Annotated in this window: 10 protein-coding genes; 7 read left to right on the top strand and 3 right to left on the bottom strand. The window is 74.6% G+C overall.

Translation table 11 applies throughout. The features are described from left to right. The first annotated feature begins 389 nt into the window (after positions 1-389). From scpB to C2142_RS10290, 3 genes are all read left to right on the top strand, one after another. On the top strand, positions 390-1043 hold the full coding sequence (scpB, locus tag C2142_RS10300; RefSeq protein ID WP_277347330.1) for an SMC-Scp complex subunit ScpB: 654 nt from the start codon (positions 390-392) through the stop codon (positions 1041-1043). A 64-nt stretch (positions 1044-1107) separates the two neighbouring features. After that, on the top strand, positions 1108-2427 hold the full coding sequence (locus tag C2142_RS10295; protein WP_148642360.1) for a pseudouridine synthase: 1320 nt from the start codon (positions 1108-1110) through the stop codon (positions 2425-2427). Positions 2428-2837: 410 nt separating this feature from the next. Next, positions 2838-3821 (top strand): helix-turn-helix domain-containing protein, encoded by a 984-nt coding sequence (locus C2142_RS10290; protein WP_148642359.1) that lies wholly within the window; start codon positions 2838-2840, stop codon positions 3819-3821. A gap of 216 nt (positions 3822-4037) precedes the next feature. Here the strand turns inward: C2142_RS10290 and C2142_RS10285 are convergent, their stop codons facing one another. The 3 genes from C2142_RS10285 to C2142_RS10275 all read right to left on the bottom strand — a co-directional run bounded on the left by C2142_RS10285 (position 4038) and on the right by C2142_RS10275 (position 8670). Further along, positions 4038-4400 carry a DUF952 domain-containing protein gene (locus C2142_RS10285; protein ID WP_148642358.1) on the bottom strand — a complete coding sequence of 121 codons (363 nt, stop codon included), beginning with the start codon at positions 4398-4400 and terminating at the stop codon, positions 4038-4040. Between the two features lie 457 nt (positions 4401-4857). Next, complete coding sequence (locus C2142_RS10280; protein WP_148642357.1) at positions 4858-6405, bottom strand: mucoidy inhibitor MuiA family protein; 1548 nt, start codon at positions 6403-6405, stop codon at positions 4858-4860. 3 nt (positions 6406-6408) lie between these two features. Further along, on the bottom strand, positions 6409-8670 hold the full coding sequence (locus C2142_RS10275) for a DUF4139 domain-containing protein (protein WP_346766373.1): 2262 nt from the start codon (positions 8668-8670) through the stop codon (positions 6409-6411). A 286-nt stretch (positions 8671-8956) separates the two neighbouring features. Here C2142_RS10275 and C2142_RS10270 point away from each other — a divergent pair, with 286 nt between their 5' ends. The 4 genes from C2142_RS10270 to cmk all read left to right on the top strand — a co-directional run bounded on the left by C2142_RS10270 (position 8957) and on the right by cmk (position 12429). After that, on the top strand, positions 8957-10042 hold the full coding sequence (locus C2142_RS10270) for a prephenate dehydrogenase (RefSeq protein WP_148642356.1): 1086 nt from the start codon (positions 8957-8959) through the stop codon (positions 10040-10042). A 144-nt stretch (positions 10043-10186) separates the two neighbouring features. Continuing rightward, positions 10187-10624 carry a hypothetical protein gene (locus C2142_RS10265; RefSeq protein WP_153882770.1) on the top strand — a complete coding sequence of 146 codons (438 nt, stop codon included), beginning with the start codon at positions 10187-10189 and terminating at the stop codon, positions 10622-10624. 371 nt (positions 10625-10995) lie between these two features. Beyond that, positions 10996-11580, top strand: coding sequence for a hypothetical protein (locus tag C2142_RS10260; RefSeq protein ID WP_153882769.1), 585 nt, complete (start codon positions 10996-10998; stop codon positions 11578-11580). Positions 11581-11715: 135 nt separating this feature from the next. After that, a complete protein-coding gene (gene cmk / locus C2142_RS10255) occupies positions 11716-12429 on the top strand; it encodes a (d)CMP kinase (protein ID WP_148642354.1) in 714 nt (237 codons plus the stop codon). Positions 12430-12492 lie beyond the last annotated feature (63 nt).

The raw sequence follows: 12492 nt of genomic DNA, 5'->3' as shown, positions 1-12492 counted from the left end.
GGCGGCCGGTCCGGCGCCCGCTCGGTGTACCGGGGCAGCCGCGGGCCGAGGAGTGGATGGAGCCGGCGGTGGAGCCTGGCGGCGTGGGGCCCGGCGAGGTGGGGCCTGGGCCTGGTTCGCGGGTGCCCGGTGCCGTCGTGTTCGATGACGCTGAAGCCGGTGAGGTGGTGGCCGGCGATGTGCTGACCGATCCGGTGGTCGCCGACCGTGTGGTGGTTGCCTACCCGGTGGTGGTCGACGAGCCCGTGGTGGCCGGCGAGCCTGTGGTGGCCGGCGACGTGCCGACCGACCCCGTGCTGGCCGACGAGCCCGTGGTTCGTGAGCCGGGCAGGGCGGAGGTGCTCGTCGTGCACCAGAAGTCGGCCCCGTCGACTTCTCGTGCGGTCGAGGTGGTGGAGGAGGAGCCGGACGGCGGCCCGGGGCTGAAGGCGGAGCTGGAGGCGATCCTGATGGTCGTCGACGAGCCGGCCGGCGAGGCCCACCTGGCGTCCGTGCTGGAGCGGCCGCGGGCGGAGGTGGCGGCGGCGCTGCGTGAACTCTCCGGTGAGTACACCGCCCAGGGCAGGGGATTCGACCTGCGGCTGGTCGCCGGCGGGTGGCGGTTCTACAGTCGTGCCGAGTGCGCGCCGGCCGTCGAGCGGTTCGTCCTGGACGGCCAGCAGGCCCGGCTCACCCAGGCCGCGCTGGAGACGCTGGCGGTCGTCGCCTACCGTCAGCCGGTGTCCAGATCGCGGGTCTCGGCCGTCCGTGGTGTGAACTGTGACGGCGTGATGCGTACCCTGGTACAGCGAGGACTGGTGGAAGAGGCCGGATCCGAGCCCGAAACAGGTGCGATCCTGTATCGGACGACGAACTACTTCCTGGAACGGATGGGGCTCCGCGGCCTGGATGGGCTGCCGGAGCTCGCTCCCTTCCTGCCCGAGGTCGACGACGTGGAAGCGGAGTCCCTGGAGGGCACGATGATCGCGGAGGCGGTCGCCGCCGCTGCCGTGCAGGCCGCGGGCGGCAGTGGCGAGGCCGATCGGGCTGCGCCTGATCGGTAGGGGGCGGTGAGGTCGGCCGAAACGACCGCACAGCCCAGACGGAAAACGACGTACGGACACTTTGATGCGTAGCAGTGGCAACGGCAGGAACAGCAGCGGCGGCGGCAGCGGTCGTGGCGGACAGGGCGGGGGCCGGGGCGGCTCCGGCTCGTACGGTGGTGGCTCCGGCTCCTCGCGCGGCGGGTCGGGTTCGTACGGTGGTGGCTCCGGCTCCTCGCGCGGCGGGTCGGGTTCGTACGGTGGTGGCTCCGGCTCCTCGCGCGGCGGGTCGGGTTCGTACGGCGGCGGCTCCGGCTCCTCGCGCGGCGGGTCCTACGGTGGCGGGTCGGGTTCGCGCGGCTCCGGCTCGTACGACCGTCGTGACGACCGCCGCGACGACCGTCGTGACGACCGCCGCTACCCGGACCGCCCGCTGCGGCCCGAGGAGCGGCGCTACGACCGCCCCGAGTTCGGCGGCGGCCCCAACGCCACCCCCGCCCGTGGCGGCTACACGGGGCGCCGGCCCGGTCCGGCTCCGCGTCCGCGCCGTGAGGGCCAGGGCGCCCCGGGCGACCCGCGCCGCCAGCCGCAGCGCTCGCGCGAGCTCCAGGCCAAGATCGAGGACGCGGTGCTGGCCCGGCACGACAAGCCGGCCGTGAAGCTGCCCAAGACCTTCGGCGAGCCCGAGGGCGAGCGCCTGCAGAAGGTGCTGGCGCGTGCCGGCATCGGCAGCCGCCGGGCCTGCGAGGAGCTGATCGAGCAGGGCCGGGTCGAGGTCAACGGCAAGCGGGTGACCGAGCAGGGCAAGCGGGTCGACCCGGAGAACGACGAGATCAAGGTGGACGGCCTGACCGTCGCCACCCAGTCGTACCTCTTCTTCGCGCTGAACAAGCCGGCCGGCGTGGTCTCCACCATGGAGGACCCGGACGGCCGCCAGTGCCTCGGCGACTACGTGACCAACCGGGAGACCCGGCTGTTCCACGTCGGCCGCCTGGACACCGAGACCGAGGGCATCATCCTGCTCACCAACCACGGTGAGCTGGCCCACCGCCTCACCCACCCGCGGTACGGCGTGACCAAGACCTACCTGGCCGCCATCCAGGGGCCGATCCCGCGCGACCTGGGCAAGAAGCTGGCGCAGGGCATCGAGCTGGAGGACGGCTACGCCCGCGCCGACAGCTTCAAGGTGGTCTCCAACGTCGGCAAGAACTACCTGGTCGAGGTGACCCTGCACGAGGGCCGCAAGCACATCGTCCGCCGGATGCTGGCCGAGGCCGGCTTCCCGGTCGAGAAGCTGGTCCGCACGCACTTCGGTCCGATCGCGCTGGGTGACCAGAAGTCCGGCTGGCTGCGCCGCCTGACCAACCCCGAGGTCGGCCAGCTGATGCGTGAGGTCGGTCTGTAGACCGGTCGGCATATTTCGGTAGACCGGTCTGCATATTCTGCGAGCCGCTGGCCCGGAGTCTGTAGACCGGTCGGTATAAATCGGCATGGGATCTGTAGACCGGTCGGTATAAACCGGAGGAGATCGGCCGGTGGGCCGATCTGCACAGGCCGACACGGATCTGTAGACCGGTCTGCATATTCGGGTGCCGCGGCCGAGCCGCACATCGCGTTCTGAGGGCCTCCCCGCCGAGTGGCGGGGAGGCCCTCACGCCGTTCGGCGGGTTCTGCTGTGAGCCGGGACGCATCGCCTGGTCATCGCCTTGTCAGCGTCATGATCCGTGGCCGAAGATTGCCACCTGACCACGACCCGCCGGGTGGCGGGACTGCGCCACTTCGGCGCGGGGGAGAGGCGAGACGGGGAGCGGCGTCGTGTCCGATGCACCACTCAGCGCACTGGGACTGGCCGTGCCGGACGGACAGGTCTACGCGGCGCTGGTGGCCAATCCGCAGTCCACGGCGGAGGACCTCGCGGTCGGCTGCGGGCTGACCCTCCAACAGAGCATGCGTGCGCTGGACCGGCTGGCGCAGCAGGGCATGGCGACCCGGGCGCCTGTCGACCGGCACCGGTTCCTGCCGGTTGCCCCCGATGTCGCGATAGGCACACTGATAGGCCACCGGGAGTCCGAACTTCGGCACGCCCGGGCCGAGATGCACCGCCTGATGGACGCCTTCCGGGAGGCCTCGCGCTACACCGACCCGGCGCACTCGGTCGAGGTGCTCACCGGCGGCGAGGCGATCGCCCAGCGGCTGGAGCACATCACCGAGACCAGCCAGTACCAGGTGCGCGGTTTCGACTGCCCCCCGTACATCCAGGACCCGGTGGCGAACATCCCGTTGCAGCGGCAGCGGATGAAGGAGGGGCTGCGGTTCCGGACGATCTACGACCGGGAGGCGGTGGCCTGGCCGGGCCGGTTGGAGAAGAACATCCTGGTCGGCGTCGCGGACGGTGAGGAGGCGCGGGTCCGGCCGGTACTGCCGATGAAGATGATCATGTCGGACGACCGGATGGCGATCATCCCGATCAGCGTCGGTGACAGCGTGCTCGACGCCGCTTACGTGATCCACCCGTCCGCCCTGCTCCAGGCGTTGGACACGCTGTTCGAGGCTGAATGGGAGCGCGCCGTCCAGCTCCAGGCCGCCATCGGCGCAGCGGAGGGGACGCTGGAGCCGGAGGCCGACCACCGCAAGCTGCTGGGCCTGCTGGCGGCCGGCCTCACCGACGAGTCGATCGCCCGCTCGCTCGGCTGGAGCGCCCGGACCACCCAGCGCCGGCTGCAGAGCCTGATGCGCGAGCTGGGCGCCACCACCCGGTTCCAGGCGGGGATGGCGGCCCGGGAGCGGGGCTGGCTCTGACCGGGGCCGGGGCCGGGACCGGGACCGTGACCGGGGCGGGCGTTGCCTGATCCGGCCGCTTCCTGATCCGGCCGCTTCCTGGTCCGAGTGCTTCCTGGTCCGAGTGCTTCCTGGTACGGCCGCTTCCCGGTCCGCGTGCTTCCTGGTACGGGCGCTTCCTGGTACGGCCGTGAAGGGAGTTCGGCGTTGCCGGGGCCGACTGTGACCGGGTGCCGGTCAGCTCCAGGGGGAGAGGCCCGCCCAGTGGCCGTCCGGTCCGCGCTCGACCTTCTCCAGGCCGACCACGGCGGTCCGGTTCAGCCGGCCGTAGATGTGCGGGAACAGCACCCCGGGCGTGGCCCCGGGCGGTGGTGCGCCGTGCGGGGCCTCCCACTTGACCATCGGCTCCACCAGCGACTCCTCGATCAGCAGCACCATCAGCGGCTCGCGGGCGTCGGCGAAGAAGGCGTTGGCCACCGCGAGCGCCGTCTGCTCGTCCGCCGAGCAGTGGATGAACCCGTCGGTGAGCAGTGAGGCGGTGGCGTACGGCCGGCCGGGGTCGGCCAGCCAGTCGTCCAGGGGGGCGAGGTGCAGGATCATGTGGTACTCCGTGGATACCCCCGGCTCGGGCCGGGGCAGGGGTCTGGGCATCCCCTGTACGGGGGAGAGCGGACCGTCGGCGTTGCGGGTCAGAGAACGTTGCAGGTCAGAGAACGTTGCAGGTCAGGGAATGTTGCAGGTCAGGGAATGTTGCGGGGCGGGGGAATGCCGCCGGGCCGGCGGGATGACAGGCGGAGTGTCAGGCGGGATGTCAGGCCCGTGGAGCTGCTTCGGGTCCGACGGGCGGTGCACCGTCCCTTCGCTGGTGGTTCCGGGTCGGCGGGCGGCTGTGAGGTGAGGGCGTCCGGCCCCTGAGGGTTGGAATCCCCGGCACGCGGGCGCAGGGGAGGAGGTCAAGTTCCTGTTGTACCTGAGCCGACGTCACGACGGCGGGTCGCGGGCCGCGCCACGGGCCGGCCGATGTCGTGGGCCGGCCCGTGGCAGGGCCCGGACGTGGTCACAGGCCGGCCACCTTCGCGGAGGCGGAGACCTCGTACACCAGCGTCACCGTCCGGCGGGCGCCCGGGCCGAGCGGCAGGTCCCAGCGGACGATGCCCTCGGAGTCGAAGGCGTCCGGGGCGGGGGAGCAGTCCTCCTTGCGCAGCCGCACCTCCACCGCCGACACCTCGGAGACCGGGACCCGTTCACGGACCGTGACCAGCTGCTCGTCGTGCTCCTCGGGGCCGGAGAAGCGGGAGAGGTGCAGGCGCACCGTCCGGGTGGTCACCGAGCGCTGGGTGAGGCCGGCGGTGGCCTGGCGCTCCTCGGTCTCGCGCACCACCCGGTACCCGTCCGAGCTGCCGAACGCCAGCTCGGCGTCGGCGCCCGCCGCCGTGAACGACAGCTCGCCGCGGCCGGTGAAGCCGCTGCCGCGGACCAGCTCGACGGGGCCGGCGAGCAGCGCGTGCCCGGCCGCGTTGCGGAACCGGACGACCTGGGTGATCAGCGGGGACAGCTCCGGCGCGCACGCGTACTCGCTGCCCGCCGGGACCGTGAAGGAGCCCAGCGGCACCCGGTGCGCCCGGCCGTCCGAGGGCACGGTCGCCGGGGCGGGGGCGCGCAGCACCCGGACCTCGCCGCCGTCGTCCACCCCAGGCACCGCCTCGGACGGGCCGAGCGTGCTGATCGCCTCCTCGCGCAGCTCGACCTCGACCGTGCGGCGCTCCTCGGCGCTGCGCTCGCGCAGCGTCAGCACGTCCTCGGTGAGCGAGGGCGGGGCGGTGGCCAGTGCGGAGCGGGCGGTCGAGAGGGTGAGCCGGGCGCCCGTCCAGTCCTCGCCGGTGCGTTGCCAGACCACCGCCTCGGACTCCAGGCGCAGCGAGCCGTCGGCCAGGGTCGCCCGGTAGGACGGCCGCCAGACCGCACACGGCACCAGGTGACCGACGGTCAGCACGACCGGTCCGGCGGTGGCCGCCTCGACGGTCAGGTCGAGGTGGGCGACCAGTTCGGCGGGCTCCTCCTCGGCTTGGTCGAGTGCGTTCCTGGCCCGGGAGCGTTGCTCCTCCAGGTCGCGCAGCCGGGAGCGGACGGCCCGCAGCTCCTCGCCGTAACGCTCGCGCTCGGCGTCCACCCGGTCGAGCTCGCGCGTCCAGCGGGCCCGTTCGACCTCGCCGATGCCGGCACCCTCGCCGACCTCGCGCAGCAGGTCGGCGGAGAGCTGGGCGAGCAGGGCGAGGCGGGCCTGGAGGCGGTCGTGCAGCTGGTCCTCGCGGCGGGCCCGTTCGTCGAGTTCGTGGACGCGGTGGCGCAGCGCGGAGTCGTCCGGGCCGGGGGCCAGCGGGGCGCGCGGGGTCCAGACGCGCACGATGCGGGCGTCCAGGACGCGGGCGGCGGGATCCCCCGTCTCGGCGCGCAGGGTGCGATCGACGGCGAGCGCGGTGATCGGGCCGAGCCGCAGGCGCTGGACGCCGGCGGCGAGATGGACGGTGACGGTGCGCTCGACCTGGCTGCGGTCCTCCAGGCAGGTGACGGCGGTGACCGGGAGGGGGATGGTCTCGCTGCTCATCGTTCAGTTCCTCCGGTTTCCGCCGACGATGGCCTTTCCGGCCGGGATTCTGATCTGGTAGCCGCCGTCGAGTTCGGCCCGGCCGCCCGGTGGCAGGTCGACCCGCCAGAGCCGGGTGCTGGGCGGGCACTCCGGGGACGGGACGGTGGGCGCGTGCCAGGCGGCCCGCTCCTCGATCCGGATGTCGGCCTCCGAGGCGACCGGCACGCGTTCGCGGACCTCCACGGTGGCGGCCCGCCCGAGCCGGTTCACCAGCTCCACGTGCACCCGGTGGTCGAGCACGGTGCTGTTGTTCAGCATGCCCGCCGTGGACTCGTGCAGCTCGGTGCGGCGCGCGACCTCGATGCCCTCGGTGACGCCGGTGCCGAGCCGTTGGGTGCCGCCCGGCGCGAGCGTGGGCAGCGCGGCGGTGAGCAGGAACTCGTCGTCGACGGTGACCTCGACCGGGCCGGCGAGGACGGCCTGCGCCGTTCGGTTGTCGAGCACCAGCGTGCCGTAGACCTTCTCCTCGACGGAGGGGACGGTGACGTACTCGGAGCGGACGGAGAGCGGGATCTCGCCGACCGTGACGGTGTGCCAGGTGCCGTCGGAGGGGATGTCGGCGGGGGCGGCGGCGTCGAAACGGTGGTCGAAGGAGCCGGCCGAGACGCGCGGCGGCACGGCGTGGCGGGGGAGCGGAAGGGCGATCAGGGCCCGGGCGGCGCTCGCCGCCGGGGACGGGGCTTCACCGGCCCGGCCGGCGGAGGGCGGGCCGAGGGTGCCGCGGCGGGCGGCGGGCGCCTCCGGACCGGCCAGGACGAGCGCGGGGTAGTCAAGGAGCGCGGCGTCGGGGGCCGGAGGAGCGAACGGGCGCTCCCCGTCCGTGTCCGCCGTGAGACCTCCTGCGCCTCCTCCTCCGGCCCGTGCTCCTGCCCCCGCGCCGGCCGTGCCCTCGGCGTAGCCGGCCTGGGCGCCCCGGGCGGGCGCGGCGGAGGGGCGCGAGGCGCGGGCCCGGCGGGCGGCCGGTGCCGGTGCCGCGGCTGGGGCAGGTGCCGGGGCGCTCGGCGGGGCGGGCATCGGCGGGGCCGGCATCGGGCTGCCGGGCTGCGGTGGCGGGGCGCCGTAGCCGAGGAATTCCGGGGCCTCGTCGGCCGCGCGGGTGCCGCCGGCGAGGGACATCAGGGGTGCGGCGGGGGCGGCGCCGACCGCGACCGGGAGCGGGACCGGCCGGCGCGGCTCCGGGCGGGGACCGGCCGCGTCGTAGCCGGCGAAGAGGTCCGCGAGGCCCGCCGGGGGCTCGCGCCAGCCCGAGGGCGGCGGGGCCGGCTGGCTGCGGCCGATCCTCAGCGAGCGCAGCCGCGGCAGGTCGGTGCGCCGGTCCAGGTCGGCGCTGGAGAGCGCGAGGCGGACACCGGTCCAGTCCTCGCCGGTTCTCTGGGCGACGGAGGCGCGCAGCATCAGCTGCCCGGTGCCCGAGCCCTGCCGGTACGACAGGCGGTAGGCGGGCACCCAGCGGGCGGCGGGGACACCGTATTCGAGCTCGATGTCGAGCTCGGGGGCGTTGGCGTTGGCGTCGGGGTCGGTGGGGGCGGCAGGGGCGTCGGAGTCGGGGCCCGGGCCCGGGCCGGGGTCGGTGGCGAGGTGGGGCGGGGTGAGGGTGAGCAGGACGGTCGCGGAAGTCTCCACGGGGTGGACCGGCCCGGCGGTGGACGAGCGCTCCAGCCGGTCGGTGAGCACCTCGGTCTCGTGCTCGGCGAGTTCGAGCTCCCGGGTCAGCTCCCCGGCCCGTCCGTGGAGCCGGGCGAGGCGGTCGTCGACGAACTCGGCCAGCTCAAGCCAGGCGTCGGCCGGCGTCCGGCGCAGAGGTTCGTCGCGCCGGCGCTGTGGCGGTACGGCGCGCAGTGCGGTGGTCTCGGCGATGGCGGTGAGGACCAGCCGGTGCCGCTCCCGGACGGCGCACTCGTGCTCTCTGGCATCGTCCAACTGCGCCCGCAGCTCGGGTAGTTCGGCGGGGGTACGGAGTTCGGCGACCGGTTCGAGCCGGGCCTCGGTGACCGCGGTGCCGGGCGGGCCGTCGAGCACCCGGGCCCGCAACGACCGTCCGTCGAGTACCTGCGGCAGCCCGGTCAGCCGGAGCCGCCCGCCCGGTGGCAGGGCCACCCGGGCCCGGCGGCGGCAGACCGCCCCGGAGGCGTAGACCACGACGGAGTCGAGCACCGACGGGTGGGCCGGTACCGCCGGCCCGTCGGAGCGTTCCCTGCTGCCTGCGCTGTGCTGATCGTTCACCCGGCTACCCCTTCGTTCGTGCCGCTCGCGCCGATTCGCGCGCTGCCGCCTCCCGCGCGGTCAGTCTGCCTCGCTTCGGCGTGGGCGTCCGTGGATTTCGCCCGTGCGTCCGGGCCCGTGTCTGTGCCTGGTCCTGTGCCCGCGGTGTGTGAGAGGGGACGGGCATGGAGGCGGCGCGGTTGCGGTCGGTGGGCGGGAGGTGCCGGCCGTGGCCACGGGGGTGGTGGGGATGCGAGAGGATGGGCGGGCACGTCCAGGCCAGCCCCGTGAGGAGAGCCAACCCGCCATGCGCACTGCCGTCGTCGTCGGTACCGGACTCATCGGCACGTCCGCCGCGCTCGCCCTGACGGGTCGCGGGCTGACCGTCCATCTGGAGGACAGCGACCCGGACGCGGCCCGCACCGCCGCCTCGCTCGGCGCCGGCACCACCGAACCCGCCGACGGACCGGTGGACCTGGCGATCATCGCCGTACCGCCCGCGCTCGTCGGCAAGGTGCTCTCCGACTGCCAGCGGCGCGGCCTGGCCCGCTGGTACACGGACGTCGCCAGCGTGAAGGACGGCCCGCGCGCCGAGGTGGCCGCCCTGGGCTGCGACACCGTGCACTACATCGGCAGCCACCCGATGGCCGGGCGCGAGCGTTCGGGCCCGCTGGCCGCCCGTGCGGACCTGTTCGAGGGCCGGCCCTGGGTGCTCACCCCCACCGCCGACACCGACACCGAGACGCTCAACGCCGTCCTGGAGCTCGTCGCCCTCTGCGGCGCGATGCCGATCGTGATGGACGCCGCCGCGCACGACCGCGCCGTCGCGCTGGTCTCGCACGCTCCGCAACTGGTCTCCTCGCTGGTCGCCGCCCGCCTGGAGAACGCCGACGAGACGGCCATAAGGCTCTCCGGCCAGGGTGTCCGGGACGTCACCCGGATCGCGGCCTCCAACCCCGGCATGTGGGTGGACATCCTCTCCGCCAACGCCGGTGCGGTCGCCGACATCCTGGAGGAGGTCGCCGCCGACCTCGGCGACACCGTCACCGCACTGCGCGCGCTCCAGGCCGCCGAGGAGGGCGAACGCCAGGCCGGCGCGGCCGGGATCGAGGCCGTGATGCGCCGCGGCAACACCGGCCAGGCCCGCATCCCCGGCAAGCACGGCGCGCCGCCCACCCGGTACGAGACGGTGGCCGTGGTGCTCGGCGACCAGCCGGGCGAGCTGGGCCGCCTCTTCGGGGAGGTCGGTGCGGCGGGCGTCAACATCGAGGACGTCGACATCGAGCACTCGACCGGCCAGCAGGTCGGCTTCGTCCAGCTGTCGGTCGCCCCGGCGGCGGTGAAGCCGCTGACGGCGGCGCTGCGGGCGAGCGGGTGGAGCGTCCGGGACTGAGCCGGGCGGTACCGGGGAGCTCGGAGGCTCCGGTGGACTTCCCGTCCGGCTGAACCCGTTTCGGTGGAGGCGGTTTGGGCCGGCGCGGCCGACGGCTGCAGCGGACTGGGCCGGGCCGGGCCGGGTGACAGACGGGGGTGCGGTATGGGGACGGGCGATGCAGTGGTGGCGGCGTCGACGCAGGAGGACGCATGGGCGCTGCGGCGTGCGGGGGCCCGGCTCTGTACCGACCTGAGGGATCCGGTGCGGGGCGGCGCCCTGGTGCCGGAGGCCCTGCCGGTGCTGATCCGGATGCTGCGGGCGCCGAGCGGCCGGTCCCGCCGGGACGCGCTGCGCCTGCTCACCGAGCTCACCGAGCGGCCGGCGGCCTACTGGTGGCCGATCTGGGACCAGGGCGGCCGGGCCCTTCTGGCGCCGGTGGTGCCCGAGGTCGCCCGACTGGCCGGTGACGCGGACCGGAGGTCCGGGGGCTCGTCCCGCCGTTGCTGCGGGCGCTCGGCGCGGACGATCAGGAGACGCCCGGCGCCCTGCGGGCCCAGGCCGAGCGTGAGGGGGACCCGGTGGAGCTGTGCGCCCAGTTGACGGCACTCGGGGCGCCGGCGCCCGTGCCGGTCGAAGGGGCGGCGGTGGCGGCGGTGGCGGGGTCCGGGTCGGCAAGCGGTGAGGTGACCCCCGACGGTCTCGCCGTGGACGGGTGGTACGGCTGGTTCGGGCAGTGGCTCGGGCACCGCGAGGCGGCGGTGCGGCCAGCGGCGGAGGGTGCTCGGGTGCGGCTGCGCCCCGGGACGGGAACCGGGACCGGGGCTGGAGCTGGAGCTGGAGCTGGAGCCGGGGCCGGAGCTGGGGCGGGAGTCGGAGTCGGCGCGCCACAGCTCGGTGCACCACAGCTCGACGGGTTGATCGGCGAGGCGCTCGCCGGTGACTCTGTTGAGCGCCTCGCCCATATCGACGCGTTGCCGGGAGCCGCGGCGGGTGTCCGCGGCCCGTGGAGCCTGGATGTCGCGGAACGCGCGGTGGTCGACCGCCGGGCCCCGCTCGCGGAGCTGTACGTGTTGGTCGCCAACTGTCTCGACCACCCCTCCTGGCACGTGCGCGAGCGCGCGCTGCGGCTGATCACGGAGGCGGGCTCGGCAGCGGCCCCGTACGCCGACCGGCTGGCCGTGAGCATGCGGCCCGGTTCCCTGCCGTACGAGGGCGGGCGGGAGGCTCTCGCACTGGCCCACCTCGGGGACAGGCGAGTACCGGACTTCCTCCATGAACGTTTCCGCACGGCCCTCTGCAACGTGGCGCTCGGTCGGCTGCTCGGCACGTACGGGGCCGAGGCCGCCGCCCTGCTGCCGGTGGTCCGGGCCGCCGTCCTGCAGAACGCCGTCGCGTCGGCGGCCGCCCTGGAGGCGCTGGCCGGCCACCGGCGGCAGCTGGGCGGGACGCCGCTGACCCCGTGGCAGGACGAGCTGCTGACGGCCGCGGCGGCCGGGGCGCTGGCGGCGATCCACAGCGGGCGAGGAAGCTGGTCGGGGCCGCCCACCGGGGCCTGAGCGGCTCCGGAGGGCGGGCGGGTCGGGGTCTGGCGGCGGTCCATTAACCTTGAGGGAGACATTCCCCGTTTCTCGCGCTGCGCCGATTCACGCCGCGCAGGTGCCGGGACCAGGATTCAGAGAGAGGTTCGCCCCGTGGACACTGCCGACCGAGCGCACGCCCCGGTCGTCGTCGCCATCGACGGACCCTCCGGCTCCGGCAAGTCGACCGTCTCCCGTGCGGTCGCCGCCCGGCTCGGGCTCAGCTTCCTGGACACCGGTGCGATGTACCGGGCGATGACCTGGTGGATGCTGGCCAACGACGTCGACGTCGACGACCCCGAGGCCGTGGCCGTCGCCTGTGGCAAGCCGGTGATCGTCTCCGGTACCGACGCGGACGGCCCGACCATCACCGTCGACGGGCAGGACGTGTCCGGCCCGATCCGCGGCCCCGAGGTGACCGCGCAGGTCAGCGCCGTCTCCGCGGTGCCGGCGGTGCGCTCCCGGCTGGTGGAGTTGCAGCGTGGCTGCGCCGAGGTCGCCGAGCGCGGCATCGTCGCCGAGGGCCGGGACATGGGCAGCGTGGTGTTCCCGGACGCCACCGTCAAGATCTTCCTGACCGCCTCCGAGGTGGCCCGCGCCGAGCGCCGGGCGGCCGAGCTGCGTGCCAAGGGGGTCGACGAGGCGACCATCACCGCGATGGCGGCCGACCTGGCCCGCCGGGACGCGGCCGACTCCTCGCGCAAGACCGCCCCGCTCACCCAGGCCGCGGACGCGGTGCTGGTGGACACCAGCGAGCTCACCCTGGAGCAGGTGATCGGCACGATCACCGCGCTGGTGGAGGAGCGGGCGGAGCTCTCGGCGGTCTGACCGGCCGCCGTCGTTGTCCGATCGGGCCCGCCCGGCCCGATCGCTGCTTGACCACCGAACGAA

This window comes from Streptomyces sp. CB01881 (assembly GCF_002953255.1).
In the GTDB taxonomy this organism is placed as follows: Bacteria; Actinomycetota; Actinomycetes; order Streptomycetales; family Streptomycetaceae; genus Kitasatospora.
This window is presented reverse-complemented; position numbering and strand designations above follow the sequence as displayed.